This is a genomic window from Ruegeria sp. YTSC003 (genome assembly GCF_059609785.1).
This window is the reverse complement of the sequence record NZ_JBXWMK010000004.1, coordinates 315,024-331,210: the sequence shown is the minus strand read 5'-3', so window position 1 is coordinate 331,210 and position 16,187 is coordinate 315,024. Positions and strand designations below refer to the sequence as shown.

Here is a 16,187-nt window from a genome sequence, read left to right as displayed (position 1 = left end):
ATAAGACGCTACGGAAAGAAATGCAATCAACGCCTGAGCGCAACCCGCGCCGTTAGCCAACTGACGATCATCACAGCAAAATCCACATACAGCCATTGCCGCAGCGCCCCGGTATCCGACATGTCGTAAGGAAGCATATACAATGCCAGACCACTTAAGCCATCGGGTAAGGAAACAAACAGCAGAGCGACCATATTATTGAACAGGTGCAATGCGATAGCAGGCCCTAACGTCCCTGCCCGTGCCGTCAGATCCGCCGCCATCAGGCCAAACATCCCAGACCACACAGCAACCAATAGCGCGTTGTCTCCGGCCGCGCCGGGGGCATAGTGACCTGCCGCGAACAAAATCGACGGTACGCCCAACCAAATAACCGGCGATCGGAATCGCGCTGCCAGACTTTGCTGAATGTATCCCCGAAAAAGCACCTCTTCAGCGCTTGTCTGAATCAGCACTGCAAAAAGCGAGAAAGGCAGAAACAACAGCCAGGTCGACAGTGCCAAATTCTGCGTCAGCGTTGCGCCCATGCCATATGGCGGCAAGATGGCCACGACGATCCCAACGATCAGCAATGCCTTAAAAACACTCCAGAATTGCCCAATGCCCTCGCGCCATGGACCACAGATTGAGCTCAGCGTTCGATGTTGTAGGCGTTTTGCAGCGATGGACACGCCCAATGTGATGAAGCCAAAGCTTGCCAATAGCACCAAAAGTGCAACCGGGGATGCGCCGGTCAACAAACCTTGAGCCCACTCCACGGACCCAAGGCCCGCAACCAATCCAAAAAGTAGAAAATTCAGCAGGATGCCAACCACGCCAACAATGGTCAGCCCGACCAGCAGGCGCCACAGCTCTGGCCGTGCGCGCGAAGGTGCAACCAGCCGTTCATGCGCTATGTATCTGCCGGGGTGGGCGTCAGGCATTGTCGGCCACATCCCGGTTCGGCGCGTCATCGTCGAAGATCAATGAGGTTGCATTGGCGGCGTTCAGCCTTTGGGAAATCGTAGTCAGATAGCCGGCAACCGTCTGCAGCAGCTGCATCGCAACACCTGCGTCACTTTCAATAACCGCGCGCAATTCCTCGGCCCCAATGCGCAGGAACGAACAATTCTTGACCGCGACCAAATCAAATTGCCGAATTTCACCCGTGATGATCGACAAGTCTCCGATCAGACGCCCCGGCTCGATGACCGAGATCGTACGCGCGGTTCCGTTCCCTTCATTCCAGATCAGGTCGGCTTCGCCCGAAATACACAGATAAGCGGCATCTGGCGTTTGCCCTTCGGAAAAGATGATCTGCCCGGCTGCGGCATCGTACCATTGCGCCGAAAACGCCAGAAGGCGCTGGTTGCGACCGTCAATGCCGGATAACAGCTCGGTCGACGAGATAATCTTGAGCTTGCGGCTCAGGTCATCTGTTGAGCTGGCCTCTTCTTCTGGACGGGTTCGCGAGACGCCGTCAATTCGACCATCCTTGATCTCGACGAACAGATCATAGGCTTCGGGATGGGCAAAGTAATCCTCCATGAAGACCATGATGGAATCCGGCAACAATTCCCGCAGTTTCAGCCGAGTTCTCAGCCTACTCTCGGAATCATGGCTGGCCAGAGCTTTGTCCAGGATCAACACATCAGGACGCTTGATTCCCGCGCGCGAGAATGCGGCGCGTTCCTGAAATACCGTCGGCAGGTTATTCCCACCCAGACCCGAGGGCAGGTCATAGATAATGGCCGCCGCCCGGCGGCGCAGACCAGCTTCGTTCATGGCTTCGGCGACGACATCTTCGATTTCATCCGTGTGCGCCCCGGCCATCAAAGAAACCCGCCCGAACAGGGCATTTTCCATGACAGTCATGCGTTCAATATATGCATCCGGCGTGACCGGAACGAACATCCCATCCATCGAGGCACGCAGCTGTTCCGCTTGCCCCCTTCGGATGGCCAAGATCTTATCTTTGTACTCGTCCGGAAAATCAGGCCCGATCTGTTCCGCGGTCAGCAGGAACGGAACGGTCAGCAACAAGGCACGCTCGCCCTCGCTGATTGCTTCATCCCCTTTGGCTTTGCGCCGATCCTCGATATCAAGCAGGCGGTGGAACATATCCTTGGCCATACCCAGACGAAGGAACAGCGGGTGATCTGCCCCGTCCCGCCCAAACGTCTGGTGCAGTGTTTCCAGCACCGCGCTTGCAATGCTCATTGCATCATCATCCAGATCGTGATGGCGCAGCATCCACATGAACCGATCATCGCCCGCCAGAATATCCGGTGAGATATCGCGAGACGGAGCGGCAAACAGCAGGTTGCCCCCCAGCGGAACAGCCGGGTTAAAGCGGTCCGGTTCGAACCGATAGACATACCGCGCCAGGTCTTTTTCTTCCAACCTCTGCGCGACCGTATCGCGCAGATTTACGATATCACGCGCCAGGGCAGAATGTTGCACTGGATCGAACTGGGTACGTAATGTCCGGCGGAACATGAACTCGTCGATGCCCATCGCCTCGACCAGCTGAAACCACCAGTTGCGGATATCCTCGATGTCTTCCAACCCTGCCAGGCCGGGATCGATCCACTCATCCGACAGAGAATCCGGAGGGTTCCCGGCCCGCACCGCTTCGATCTGCCACCGGCTTGGGGCCTTCTTTGCGTCGGGTTCGTGTTGTGGATGGGTTCGCAACGGCATCAAAAGGTTATCGCCTAAAGTCCCGTCAAACAGATAGGGTCGCGAATAGGCATAGCCGATCCGCGCCGCAATTACCGTCTGATGGAGTTTTAGCAAATCGTGACCCGCAATTGTGACGCTGCCTTGTATCGGCAAAAGCTCTCGTGTCAGCAGTTGCGCCAACGCGCCGCGCTCGGCGGCGCTTGACGACTGAATAGCAACGCGGGCGCCCTTGGGGATGGTCAGATCGATATCTTCAAGGATGGTTTTCCCGTCATCATCGCGCACTGTTACATTGCGCAGTTCGATATCGCCGCTGAGATGCGGAATGGACTCTGGCTCACCCACAAATAGCTCTTCAGGGATCATGTTGTCCGGGGCAAAGCGTTCAATCACGATTTCCCAACGCAACGACATATCCTGAACCTGGTTGTAATAGGTCAGCAAATCTTTCCATGGGCCGCTAAGGTCCTTGTATGCCCCAAGCGCCGCGACCAACGCACCCACTGTCACTTCACCCGTGATCGCCAGATAGCCACCGACCGAATAGAACAGGAACGGCGTCATCTGAGTGATCAGATTGTTGAGGAACTTCATAAAGAACTTCTTGTTGTAGATCTTGAACCGGATCTCGAACAAGGTTCCCAACCGATGGCTGAATTGTGCCAACCGATAGCGCCAGCCGCCATTGGCCCGCAAATCGCTGATGCCCGCTGCGCTTTCGCCAATTTCCGAGCTGAGGTGGCGGACCTGCTGAATACGTTCCTTGTTCAGCAGGTTGATCTGGCGCTGCAGTTTTGGGATCAGCCATGCCTGCAACGGAATCAACGCGATGCTGGCCAGACCGAACCAAACGCTTTGCATGAACAGAAAGGTGACAATGGTCATCATCTGACCAAACTGGAACACCGGCTGGGCAATCGCATCACCCATCAGGCCGCCCATCGGTTCGGCCTCAGAGGTGATCATTGAAACAAGTTCACCTTGGCTGGTGGTGGCAAAATACGATTTCGGGAATCGCATCGCGCGGTGAATCAGCGTGAACCGAAGCCGGCGCAGCATACGCTCGGCCAATATGCCCTTCATCGTGTTGATGCGCATCTTCATCAAGCCGCTGGCGATTACAGTGGCCAAAAATGCAAAACAGAGGATTAGCAGATATTGGACCTGCGTGAAGGTGAACCCAAAAAGTGTAACGCTATCGTTGGGCGCACCAATTGCGTCGTTGATGATCTGTTTTGGCAGCTCAAGCGAGGCGTAGAGAAACGGAAACGACAACACCGTCAGAAACAACAGCACAAGCTGCTGCTTTTTCGAGTGTTTCCAGATGAACGAAAATAGTGTGGGTTCCATGCCCCGGCCTTGCCTCAAAGAATTTAGTACGCGGTTTTTCGGATAATCCACAGCAATCAGGTGCCGGACGGTACGCACAGTCCCGGATGATTGCAAGAACGGCAATGGCGGCCTTAGCAGACACAAACAAAACCGCCCAGTCACAACCACGTTAGTGTCGGATAGTTTTATGCGGATTTCACCAATTCGGCCTTATCCTCGCCGTTGTCTTTGACTAAAGAAGGTCAAGTTCAGACGATGGGATCATGGGCAAACTTCTCGAACGATATCTACACCGCAAAACTATTGCGCGCTGGCAACGGGCCGTACAAGACGCGGCCGGGGCCACGAACCCCCAATTGCGTCAACAGCGCGACGAGGCGCGGAAACTGCGTGCGCAATTGGACCGTTTGCTACGGGAAGCAAACGAAAGACTGACGCTGCCCCAGATTGGATCAAAGCAATTTCCCAAGCCGCTGGGTACTGACTGGTGCTGGCGACCTGATTTGTGGCGGGGTCCCTTGCCTCGGCCGGGTCTCGCCTCAATCCCGCGTAAGGTCGAGTTGGATCAACAGGTAAAGATATTCCATGACTGTGCCCTATCTGAGATCAGTGTGCGACAGGCACGAAACATGGACGAAAAGGACCTGGCCGCGTTTGGACTTGGCGTCGAAGTATTTGGCTTTGCGGGGTCATTCCTTTCTGTGTCGCTGGATTTGCCGCCTGAGGCTGTGCAAGGATTGACGCGGCAGCACCTGATGCGGGTCGATGCCCAGATTGAAACAGAACGTCCGCTGGACGTGACCGCACGACTGAATATTCAGCACGGCCCAAACACCGATTCCGTTCCACGGTCTCTTGATTTGTCGACAAGTTCGAATGTTCTAGATTTCGATCTTGCCAATTTGCCGCTGAACGAACGGCGAATAGACAAGATTTGGCTGGACCTGGTTCTGACCAATCCGGCTATGAACCGCATAGTTCTGCGGGACCTGACCCTTTGCCGCCACCACCGCGCCGACATGTGAGAGCATTGGCCATGACACAACCAACCCTGACCCCAACCCTGTTCGAAAACGGCCTCTGGCGCGGGTACCTGCAGGCCGACACTGAACCGCACGTCGAAGTCCGTTATATGGGCCAGGCGCTGGAGGGTGTATTCATGACCGCCACCGATGGTGGTTGGGAGCTGAGTGTGCCAGTGCCATCAACCGCGATTGCCGACGGGGTTCATTGCTTTGTAATAGCCGATGCAAACACATCACAGAAGATCGGTGAATTCACAATCATTGCGGGGGCATCAACCGCGGATGATTTGCGGACCGAAATCGCTTTGTTGCGGGCGGAACTCGACTTGTTGAAACGGGCGTTTAGACGGTCTCAGGTACCTTCGGACTGATCCGGGTTTTCTTCGTTTCCAAGCCTTTGTCTATCTTTCAGGCGGAATCCGTGCATCATAAATGTCATCCGAAGCAACCCGGGTGCGAAAATGGACCGCAGCAGTATCGTCAAGGTCATCGCTCTGATGGTGACAGGGTTCGGGATCGGTATCGACTTTACCGGCGCTCTTATTCTTGTCCCCGCCATCGAAAACAGTTTTGACGCTGATATTACCAGCACCCAGTGGGTGCTGAACATCTACGCCTTGTTTTTTGCCATGACTATGGTCGCCGGGGGGCGCATGGGGGACATGTTTGGGCACCGCAAGATGATGATCATTGGGCTGGCAATCTTTCTGTTTGCGTCCGTCATGTGCTTTGTCTCTCCCAGTCTCGACTTTCTGATTGTGGCTCGCGCATTGCAGGGGATTGGCTCCGGCTGCGTTTGGCCTTGCACATTGGCTTTTGGCGCAACCAAAGTCTCGCGCCCCGAACACCGCGCCATGATCATGGGCATGATCCTGGCCGGTGTGACCAGCGGCAATGTCTTTGGTCCGCTGATCAGCGGTGCCGCAGTCAGCTTTGGGGATTGGCGGTTTTTCTTCCTGGCAAACGTTGTGTTCTCGACCATTTCGATGGTTACGGCCTTGATCCTTATGGAACGTGAAACCCAACATAAAAAGGGCGAACATATTGACTTTGCCGGGATGGGTATTCTCTCGCTTGCTGTTCTTTTGCTGCTTTATGGGCTGGACGTCGGTGCGGACTGGGGCTGGACGTCTGTCCCGCTGCTGATGTTGTTTTTCGTAAGCGCCGCGCTGTTCTTCTTTTTCCCGCAAGTCGAAAAGCGCGTGAAAGAGCCTCTCTTGCTGCCACAAATGATGCAGAACCGCGAGTTTCGGATCACGCTGGGACTGAACATGTTCAACGTGTCGGCGGCCTTTGTCGGGCTGCTATACTTCCCTCAATACATGCAAAAGGTCCTTGGTTGGTCTGTGTTTGAGTCGGCGATTGGGCTTGCCCCGCTGACACTCCTGCTGGCCGTCGGTTCGATTGTTTCGGGCACTCTTTATAATGATTTCGGGCCAAAGCGCCTGCTGTTCTGGGGGTATTTGATCGCAACGACTGGCGTTCTCAGCATTATCATCTTGCCGGCGGGGCTGGGCTATTTTCAGATTTTGCCTGGCATGGCGATGATCGGGCTGGGCGCAACACTGACGGTTGGGCCGTCAGGCACTGCAGCCGTGTGCGCCGTCAAACCTGAACGCGCTGGCCTTGTGGGCGGCCTGAGCTTTATGACCCATCTGGTATATGGCGCCATTTCCGTCGCCTTCGCGACCGCAATTATGTATGTTGTCAGCCTGTCCAGCCTCAGCAAACAGCTGGTTGCGGATGGGATCAACATGTCTGTAACCGATCAAAAGGCGATCAACGGTGGAACGCTTACGACCGGTACAGCCCGCGCTGTTATGGAAAAGCTAAGCTCGGAAGAGGCTGAAAAGGTCAAATCTGCCATCGCTGCCGCATTTGATGCAGGCATGAACATGGCCTTTGTCTTTGCGGCCATTTCGGTCTCGATAGGCATTGTTCTGGCGATGATGCTTGACGAAGAGAAACTGCACAAGGTTGAGGGTTGATCCCGGCCTTTGAAGAAAGGGCCGCCAGTATCGGCGGCCCTGTTTGTCTTACTGAGACGGTCCGTTGGGGTTGAACGCCGACAAACCTTTGAGGATGTCGATGGCGTAGGCCAGCTGATAATCCTCTTCCCGCAATTCAGCCGTGGCTTCGGCTTTGGCGCGATCTTCTTCGATTTGACGGATTTCATCTTCGCTCAGGCTGTCATTGTTCAGGCTGCCGCGCAGATCAGCTTCGGACCGCGTGCGGGCGTTGGCTTCCTCTTCCTCGGCATCCGGCGCCGGGCGCGGCTGTTCAACGATGATGTCGGGACTGACGCCAAGTGCCTGAATTGAACGACCCGAGGGCGTGTAGTAGCGCGAAGTCGTCAGGCGCATTGCACCATCGCCGCGCAACGGCATGACCGTTTGCACCGATCCTTTGCCAAAACTCTTGGTGCCGACAACGATCGCACGACGGTGATCTTGCAATGCGCCAGCTACGATTTCCGAGGCTGATGCCGAACCGCCATTGATCAGAACAACAATCGGCTTGCCTTCGGCCAAATCACCCAGCGTTGCGTTGAACCGCTCACCATCGCTTGGGTCGCGACCACGCGTGGACACGATCTCGCCTTCGTTCAGGAATGCGTCCGAAACTTTGATCGCCTGGGTCAGCAACCCGCCGGGATTGTTCCGCAGATCAAGGACAACACCATTGACCTTGTCCAGACCACCGGCTTCCTCAATCTGCTCATTTAGGCCTTCTTGCAGGTTCGGGAATGTCTGATCGTTGAAGGTGGTGACGCGTAGGACTACGCTGGTGCCTTCGGTCCGGGCACGCACGGCTGTCAGTTTGATAGTGTCGCGAATGATGGTGATATCAAACGGCTCTTGCTCGCCTTCGCGGACGACCGTGATCACGATTTCCGACCCGACCGGGCCACGCATCAGATCGACGGCCTTGTCCAATGTCAGGCCAAGGATGCTTTCCCCATCGACATGAGTGATGAAATCACCTGCTTCGATACCAGCCTCATCCGCAGGCGTGTCGTCGATTGGCGAGACAACTTTGACATACCCTTCTTCTTGCGTGACCTCAATGCCCAATCCGCCAAATTCGCCCCGTGTCTGCACGCGCATCTGCTCGGCATCATCGGGTGAAAGGTAGCTGGAATGCGGGTCAAGCGACGTGAGCATGCCGTCAATGGCCGCCTCAATCAGCTCTTCCGGCTCAACGTCTTCGACATACTGGGCGCGGATACGTTCGAAAATATCGCCAAACAGATCCAATTGCTCGTACACGCTGGCCTTGCGGTCAGCTTCTTGCGCCAGCAAAGGACCAGCGATTTGTGTAGTTGCGATTACACCTGCCACGGTTCCGGCCAGACCGGCCATCAGAAATTTCTTCATACTCGTTTATCCATCCTTGTCGGTCCGAAACCATGATTCCGGGTCCACGGGGCTGTTATTCTGTCTTACCTCTATATAGAGCGTTTCTGACCGGTCAGTTCCAGTGCCATCACCGCTTGTTGACAAAATTGCGCCGATTTCGGGCGATTCACCCGGCATCAAACCCACCGGAGTGCCTTCGGGGATGACCTCGCCCATGTCTCCGTAAACGTCTTGCAGCCCGGCGAACACGAACAACAAGCCCGGTTGCGGCTCGAGGATCATGACGTTCCCGAGCTCCAGCAATGGTCCACGATACCGGATCGTTGCCGCGGTTGGCGCTGTAACAATTGCCCGAGGACGGGTGGCCAAAACCACACCGGGGCGCGTCACACCAGCCGCGTCAGTCTCATCCGCGCGGTGCAAAACAACACCTTGGGTCGGCAATTCAATCCGCCCCTTACGGTCAGAGACATCCGCGTCTGTTTCAGCAATTTCGCCTTCCGGGATTTCGGACAATCCGCTGGCAAACCCATCCAGCGTCTCAGTTGATGAGATCAGGATGGCCGTGCGAACCGGATCTTCGACAAAGCGACGGGGCAAATCCGTGCGGTCAGCGATGGCTTCACTGAGGCTGGTGCGCGCGTTTTGCACACCGGTTAACCCTTCGACCAGAGTGTCTGCAGCACTTTGCTGAAGTTTTCGAAGGGTCTGGACCTCTTGCAGATCATGGGCCAGTGCCTGCGCGCGCGCGTTCAGTCCGGGAGTAACTTCGGACAGCATCATGCCTGCCCGCGCGGAACCAAGGGGCCCGGACGGGTGCAGCATCAGAACGGGTGGTGCCGTGGTCTCAATGGTCTGCAATACACCCAGCAGCTGCGCGACCTCCTGTTCCCGCGACCGCAATTCTGCTGTCAGCTGTGCCTCGCGGGTCGCTGCCATGCGCAACCCGTCCCGCATCGCTGAAAGCCCGGCCTCATAAGCCTGGATAGTTTCGGTCAGGGCACGCACGCGGTCGCGGGCACCGTCGGCTTCAGTCAGGTTGATCGAGGCCTGTTCCAGCATGCGCGCCGCATTCAAGGCTGCTGTGGACGGATCATTCTGCGCGCTGGCAGGCGACGCAAGACATATCGCAAAGATAAGCGCGCGCATCCTCATGACAGCAGGCTCTGCCCCGTCATCTCGGGCGGTTGCTCAAGACCCATCATGTCCAACAGCGTCGGGGCTAGATCGGAAAGGCGGCCGTTGCGCAACGAGACACCTTTTGGCCCACCGACCAGCGCCACGGGAACCGGGTTCAGAGTATGCGCGGTGTGCGGCCCGCCGGTTTCGGGGTCAACCATGACCTCGCAATTGCCGTGATCCGCAGTGACGATCATCGCGCCACCGACCTTGTTCAGTGCCTCGACAACCTGCGACAAGCCTTGATCGACGGCCTCACATGCCTTGATTGCGGCTTGCAGATCGCCGGTGTGACCAACCATGTCGGGGTTGGCATAATTCGTGACGATCAGGTCATAGTCCGCCTCGATCGCCTCGACAAATTTCGCCGTCACTTCGGCCGAAGACATCTCGGGCTGCAGGTCATAGGTGGCCACTTTGGGCGATTTTGGCATATACCGGTCTTCGCCTTCCTCGGGCGTTTCCTTGCCACCATTGAGGAAGAACGTGACATGAGGGTATTTTTCGGTCTCGGCCAGACGGAACTGGCGCAATCCTTTCTTGGCAACCCACTCACCCAAAGTGTTCACGATTTTCCGCTTGGGGAACACGGTTGTCATATAGGCATTGTGACCGTCGGAATACTCGACCATTCCCAACAGGGCGGAAAGCTGCGGGCGCGGGCCCGTATCGAAGTCCGAAAAGCCCGGTTCGCCAATCGCACGCAAGATTTCACGGGCGCGGTCCGCTCGGAAATTCAAACAGAAAACCCCGTCACCATCCTGAATGCCGCCGTAACCTTCCAGAACAGTGGGAGCGATGAACTCATCGGTTTCAGACTGGTTATATGCGTGATCCACAGCGCCATGCGCGGTTGTGGCAGCCCGACCCTGGCCTTTGACCATCGCATCATAAGCCTCGCTGACGCGTTCCCAGCGATTGTCCCGATCCATTGCAAAATACCGACCGCAAACCGTGACGATACGCGCCCCGTCGGGCAAACGATCTTCAAGTTCCGATAGGTAGGTGAATGCCGATTTCGGAGCGACGTCGCGCCCGTCCGTCATGGCGTGCAACGCCACCGGAACGCCCGCATCGGTGATCGCCTTGGCAGCAGCGACGATGTGGTTCAAATGACCGTGGACACCACCGTCCGAGACCAAACCCATTAGATGCGCCGTTCCACCCGCTGCCTTCACCTTTGCGATGAAGGTCTGCAATGCGGCACTGTCGAAAAAGCTGCCGTCTTCAATTGCCAGGTCGATCTGCCCCAGATCCATCGCAACAACACGGCCCGCGCCAATATTGGTGTGGCCAACCTCGGAATTGCCCATCTGGCCGCTGGGCAAGCCGGCATCAGGGCCATGTGTAACTATGGTCGCGTGCGGCCCATTGGTCATGATCGCATCAAAGGTCGGCGTGTTTGCAAGATACGGCGCGTTAGACCGTGTGTCTTCGGACAGGCCCCAACCATCAAGAATGCACAGGACGACAGGTTTGGGGGCGGTCATTGCGGCTCTCCGGATTTCTGCTCTGGTCGGTCTTGTATCGCCTGCCCTCGGGCAATTGAACCTTATTTTGTGCGCGGTCGTGCAGATTTAATACTTAGGCCGCCCAACCCTTGTTTATCAATTCCGTATACGGACGCGCCGTGCGACCGCGATACTTGACGGTCAGGTCCAGCGGCGCATCTTTTTCATCATAGACCCCGACCATGATCCCCCTGCCCCGGCTTTTGCTCCGCATCTCAATCAACTGCTGTTCCGACCGCGTGGTGCGTTGCGACTGGCGGCGTGTCCAAACGAAAAGATGGTCGTACATTTTGGCAATTACATCGGCGTGATCGGCATTGTCCCCCAGATCGACAAGCTCATTAGGGTCATTTTCCAGATCGAACAGAATAGGCCGATGGCCGCCTTCGCAGTGGATCAGCTTCCATTTTTTGTTAGCTGCCATGAACATTACTGCGTCCCGGACAGAGGCATTCAGCATGTCTGCAATTGGTGATGCGGAGTAATCGTACTCACAAATCACCACATCGCGGGGTGTATCGTTCTGCTGCCCATACTGGATCGGAAGCAAGGAATGCCCTTCAAGGATATGCCCTGCGATCTCACCGCCCGCCACATCCACAAATGTCGGAGCAAGGTCGATGGATTCGACCAGCGCATCGCTGACGGTTCCGCACGTTCCATCCGCCTCAGGCGAGGGATCGTAGATGATCAGCGGCACCTTGGTCGAGGCATCCTGAAAGAACGTTTTCTCGCCCATCCAGTGATCACCCAGAAAATCGCCGTGATCGGATGTCAGCACGATCATTGTGTCCTCCATCCGGCCGGTCTTCTCCATCCAGGCAAACAGTCGCCCCATCTGGTCATCGGCCTGCTTGATCAGCCCCATATAGGCCGGGATCACCGCATCACGTACATCCTGCCGTGAGAACGCTTGCCCCACTTTTGTATCCATGAACGCCTTGAGCACCGGATGCGCATTCTGACGTTCCGCGTCGGAGCGCACAACCGGCAGAACATGTCCCGGCCCGTACATCGAGGCATAAGGTTCCGGCACGATGTATGGCCAATGCGGCTTGATAAAGCTCAGATGACAGCACCACGGGCCATCATGGGTATCCATGAATTTGATGCCTCGTCCGGTCAGATAAGGGGTTTCGCTGTCCTCTTCCGCTATGTTGGCCGCCTCGGTTGAGTTCTTCAAAAACCAGCCGGACAGGACATTGCCATCCTCATCCAGCCCCGAATTGGCAAAGTCGTGCCAGGGGTTGTCACTCTCATACCCTTTTGCAGCCAGATGCTTATTGTATTCCTTCGCATCATCGGGATCATAAAAACCGTCGGGCCCTTCGGGCAGCATACCGTCATCGCGTTCATATACATCAAACCCGCATTCCGCGACGCGCGCGCCGATCAGACTGTCAGGCTCCAACCCCAGCCGCTCCATGCCTTCCGCATCTGCGCGCATATGGGTCTTGCCGACCAACCAGCAGTCCATGCCTGCCTTGCGCAGGTGATCCCCCATCGTGATTTCACCAACTTTCAGCGGAATGCCATTCCATGAGGCACCGTGTGAATGCACGTAGCGGCCGGTATAAGTCGACATGCGCGAACTGCCGCAAATCGGGGACTGGATGTAGGCCCGATCAAAGCGGGCTCCGTCAGCAGCCAGCCGGTCAATGTTGGGGGTGTGCAAATGCGGATGCCCGTAACAGCTGAGGTAATTCCAGCGCAGCTGATCGAACATGATAAACAGGATGTTTTTAGCTTTGGCCAAACCCGCGCCCTCCCGCAAGATGCCTCAGGGGTTTATTTAGCCATTGCCATCACTACATCGAAGCGCAATCTGCGTTCAGGCCTGACGCTCCATCTGCTCAAGCATCTTTTTGGCACGTTTGCATTGCAACTGATCTCGCAGGGGCGAGTCCGGGTCGACATCCTTTTGGCAGACCACACATTTGTCCGCGCCCGAGATTGCGTTCAGACCACCACAGCTGCCTTTGATCGTCTTGCCCATCAGCATGACGCCCAGCGACATGCCAACCACGATGATCAAAAGCAGAAAAAAAGCTATGATAAAGGTGCTCATCGCGGTTCCTACTTGTCAGTTGGTGCCCAGTGCGTTTTTGAACGCAGTGCTGTGAACGGTAATATAGGCATCGTCGCCGCCTGTCACATCCCGCGAGATGAAATACACGGCAAGTTTATGTTCTTCGGCCAGTTCCAGGCCCTTTTCCTGACCCAACGCCAGCATTGCCGTCGCCCAGGCATCCGCCATCATCGCATTTTCGGCCAGAACCGTGACCGAGGTCGTGCGATGCGTGATCGGACGACCTGTTGTTGGATCGATGATATGCGAATACCGCACGCCGTCCTGTTCAAAGAAATTCTTGTAGTCGCCAGAGGTCGCCATACCGAGGTTGTCCAGCTCAACTACCAACTGCAGATTTTGGGCCCCCGCTTCGGGCTTTTCAATCCCGATCCGCCAAGCCTCACCCTTGTCGTTCTGGCCCATGGTGACCAAATCACCACCGATCTCGACCATATAGTTTTCGATCCCAGCGTCGCGCAGCGTCGCAGCCACCGCGTCGATGCCATATCCTTTGGCGATTGCTGACAGGTTGATGCCCACGTCAGCATCTGATTTGGCCAAAGTTCCGTTGTCTCTATTCAACGTCAGCAGGCGTTCCTGCCCAACGCTCTCCAGCGCCGCCTGTATCTCGGCATCTGATGGCACCGGATCTTCTGGCTTGCGCGGACCAAAGCCCCACAGTTCGATCAGCGGGCCAAGCGTTACGTCGAACGTGCCGCCCGATTTATCGTGCACGTCATTTGCTGCACCTAAAACCAGCGCAAATTCTTCGGAAACCTCGGTGGGTTCCGTGCTGGACGACGCCGAAAATGTCGAAACCTCTGAGTTGGGGTCCCAGTTGGACATCTTGGCGTTCACGCCTGCCAACGTCTCTTCGACGGCAGACCCCAATGCAGTCTCATCCACATCCGTGCCGATAGCGGTGATGTTGAACGTAGTACCCATGGTCTCACCCGACAGGCGCACAACCTCGGGTTCTTTGTCAAAGAGACATCCTGAAACAAGTGTTGCAACAGCCAGAACAGGCAAAAGGCGCATCGAGAGACCTCCAGAGGAAAACTGTGCCCGGCATATGCCAGCGGCCCCTTGCAGAGTCAAACCGACTTCACAGCTTTAGCGGCAGGAAGCCCAACATAAGCAGCCCGATGCCGGCAGGCACACCAAATAGCCAAGCTTTCTTTTGCCAGCCAACTGCCTGCTGTTTCCAGGCCATTCTAAAGTTATGCCCGCATACGACCACGGCAAAGAAAATCAGCACTGCGACGGGCGGGGTAAGGTACAGGTCAGACAACAGGCTGGATATCCTTGTTTAGCGGCAGTTTTCCCCGGTTTGGGCATTTGCACCCTATACAGGCCGCATTGCTGCGGTAAGGTGTAAGGGAAGCCATCTCAAAAATAAGAGGAGATTGCCAATGGCCCCAACCTCATATCAGCCCCCTACCCGCGGCGACAAGACCGATACAAGCACGCACAGCCAATCGGTTGAATCCAATCTGTCGCACTCGCAGACGACGGTGGCAAAATTGCTTGCGGGTAAAGGGGATGCTGTATTTGCGGTGCGCCCAAACGACACGATCCATTCGGTCGTGAATACCCTCAGTGAAAAGCGGATTGGTGCCGTGGTCGTGACCGACCAGAACGGCACCCTTCAGGGTATTCTGTCCGAACGTGACATCGTCCGGCGCATGGCTGATACGCCCGGCCAGACCTTGCCACAATCCGTCGAGGATCTGATGACGCGCGAGGTCAAGACATGTTCACCAGACGATCTGTTGAATGATGTCCTGAAAACCATGACCGAAGGACGTTTTCGCCACATGCCCGTTGTTGGCGACGGGAAACTGCGCGGCGTAATCACAATCGGTGACGTTGTTCATTTCCGACTAAAAGAGCTGGAGTATGAAGCGTTGCGTATGAAACAAATGATCGTAGGCTGACCCTTCCGGTAGAAAGCCCTTGACCTTGGCTGACTGACAGTATCCTTGATGCAAAAATTTGTTCGGTTGAAGGTCGAGGGTAAAATGAAGCACGTTCTGGTAACGGGTACAGCGGGTTTCATCGGGTTCCATCTTGCGAAACTGCTGCTTTCGGAAGGATTCCGGGTGCACGGCTATGACGGGATGACCGATTACTATGATGTCGCGCTAAAAAACCGCCGGCATCAGATGCTGCTGCAAAACCCTGGGTTTTCCGTCACCGAGGATCTGTTGGAAAATCACGAAAAGCTCAAGCAGGTTGGTGATGAGTTTCAACCTGACGTGATCGTGCACCTCGCTGGTCAGGCAGGCGTGCGTTACAGCTTGGAGGATCCGCGCAGCTATATCGACTCGAACATTGTCGGCACGTTCAACGTGATGGAAGTTGCACGCGAACATAATGTTGAACATCTTTTGATGGCCTCAACATCGTCGGTCTATGGCGCGAATGAGGTTATGCCCTTTACCGAGGTTGAAAAGGCCGACACGCCTCTGACCATCTATTCGGCGACCAAAAAGGCCAACGAGGCCATGGGGCATTCCTATGCGCATCTTTGGAACTTGCCCACGACGATGTTTAGGTTCTTCACTGTCTATGGGACCTGGGGACGCCCTGACCTGGCACTGTACAAGTTTGTGGATGCCATTCTGGATGACCGTCCGATCGACATCTACAATCATGGCGACATGTATCGCGATTTTACCAATGTGGATGATCTTGTCCGCGGAATCCGGCTGTTGATCGACAGCCCGCCCGCGCGCCCCGACAGCGCAGATGACATCGAAGAAGGCGACAGCCTTTCGCCCGTGGCGCCTTGGCGCGTGGTTAATATCGGTAACGGCGACAAAGTGCGCCTGTTGGATTTTGTAGAGGCGATTGAAGAAGCTGTCGGCAAGAAAGCAGTCAGAAACTATATGCCCATACAGATGGGCGATGTCCCGGCCACCTGGGCCGATACCGAACTGTTGCAGCGGTTAACCGGGTATCGTCCACAAACCGATTTCAAGGTCGGGATTGCCCAGTTCGTGGAATGGTTCCGCGACTATCATGGAAAATGAGCTGATTTCCC

Annotated in this window: 13 protein-coding genes; 5 read left to right on the top strand and 8 right to left on the bottom strand. The window is 55.9% G+C overall.

Annotated elements, in window-relative coordinates:
- Positions 1-26: 26 nt before the first annotated feature.
- Positions 27-923, bottom strand: coding sequence for a CPBP family intramembrane glutamic endopeptidase (locus AC2FFH_RS10650; RefSeq protein ID WP_496844385.1), 897 nt, complete (start codon positions 921-923; stop codon positions 27-29).
- On the bottom strand, positions 916-4,014 hold the full coding sequence (locus tag AC2FFH_RS10645; protein ID WP_496770034.1) for an ABC transporter transmembrane domain-containing protein: 3,099 nt from the start codon (positions 4,012-4,014) through the stop codon (positions 916-918). Before AC2FFH_RS10645 ends, AC2FFH_RS10650 begins: the two co-directional genes overlap by 8 nt.
- Positions 4,015-4,259: 245 nt before the next feature.
- Here AC2FFH_RS10645 and AC2FFH_RS10640 point away from each other — a divergent pair, with 245 nt between their 5' ends.
- From AC2FFH_RS10640 to AC2FFH_RS10630, 3 genes are all read left to right on the top strand, one after another.
- Positions 4,260-5,021, top strand: coding sequence for a DUF6478 family protein (locus tag AC2FFH_RS10640; RefSeq protein WP_496844384.1), 762 nt, complete (start codon positions 4,260-4,262; stop codon positions 5,019-5,021).
- An 11-nt stretch (positions 5,022-5,032) separates the two neighbouring features.
- On the top strand, positions 5,033-5,392 hold the full coding sequence (locus AC2FFH_RS10635) for a hypothetical protein (protein ID WP_496770041.1): 360 nt from the start codon (positions 5,033-5,035) through the stop codon (positions 5,390-5,392).
- A 90-nt stretch (positions 5,393-5,482) separates the two neighbouring features.
- Complete coding sequence (locus tag AC2FFH_RS10630; RefSeq protein WP_496770043.1) at positions 5,483-7,009, top strand: MFS transporter; 1,527 nt, start codon at positions 5,483-5,485, stop codon at positions 7,007-7,009.
- A gap of 48 nt (positions 7,010-7,057) precedes the next feature.
- Here AC2FFH_RS10630 and AC2FFH_RS10625 read toward each other — a convergent pair whose 3' ends face one another.
- From AC2FFH_RS10625 to AC2FFH_RS10600, 6 genes are all read right to left on the bottom strand, one after another.
- On the bottom strand, positions 7,058-8,398 hold the full coding sequence (locus AC2FFH_RS10625) for a S41 family peptidase (protein WP_496740916.1): 1,341 nt from the start codon (positions 8,396-8,398) through the stop codon (positions 7,058-7,060).
- A gap of 6 nt (positions 8,399-8,404) precedes the next feature.
- Complete coding sequence (locus AC2FFH_RS10620) at positions 8,405-9,535, bottom strand: murein hydrolase activator EnvC family protein (RefSeq protein WP_496770046.1); 1,131 nt, start codon at positions 9,533-9,535, stop codon at positions 8,405-8,407.
- On the bottom strand, positions 9,532-11,049 hold the full coding sequence (gene gpmI / locus AC2FFH_RS10615) for a 2,3-bisphosphoglycerate-independent phosphoglycerate mutase (protein ID WP_496844383.1): 1,518 nt from the start codon (positions 11,047-11,049) through the stop codon (positions 9,532-9,534). The genes AC2FFH_RS10620 and gpmI overlap by 4 nt, the downstream gene beginning before the upstream one ends.
- Positions 11,050-11,143: 94 nt before the next feature.
- On the bottom strand, positions 11,144-12,826 hold the full coding sequence (locus AC2FFH_RS10610) for a sulfatase-like hydrolase/transferase (RefSeq protein ID WP_496844382.1): 1,683 nt from the start codon (positions 12,824-12,826) through the stop codon (positions 11,144-11,146).
- Between the two features lie 75 nt (positions 12,827-12,901).
- Complete coding sequence (gene nqrM / locus AC2FFH_RS10605; protein ID WP_058277146.1) at positions 12,902-13,138, bottom strand: (Na+)-NQR maturation NqrM; 237 nt, start codon at positions 13,136-13,138, stop codon at positions 12,902-12,904.
- 15 nt (positions 13,139-13,153) lie between these two features.
- The gene (locus AC2FFH_RS10600) at positions 13,154-14,179 is read right to left on the bottom strand and encodes an FAD:protein FMN transferase (protein ID WP_496770054.1); all 1,026 of its coding nucleotides are present in this window, start codon (positions 14,177-14,179) and stop codon (positions 13,154-13,156) included.
- 374 nt (positions 14,180-14,553) lie between these two features.
- Between AC2FFH_RS10600 and AC2FFH_RS10595 the strand changes: the two genes are divergently transcribed.
- Together AC2FFH_RS10595 and AC2FFH_RS10590 are read left to right on the top strand one after the other, a co-directional pair.
- A complete protein-coding gene (locus tag AC2FFH_RS10595) occupies positions 14,554-15,078 on the top strand; it encodes a CBS domain-containing protein (RefSeq protein ID WP_109311025.1) in 525 nt (174 codons plus the stop codon).
- Positions 15,079-15,162: 84 nt separating this feature from the next.
- Positions 15,163-16,176 carry a GDP-mannose 4,6-dehydratase gene (locus AC2FFH_RS10590; RefSeq protein ID WP_496770110.1) on the top strand — a complete coding sequence of 338 codons (1,014 nt, stop codon included), beginning with the start codon at positions 15,163-15,165 and terminating at the stop codon, positions 16,174-16,176.
- Positions 16,177-16,187: the final 11 nt, after the last annotated feature.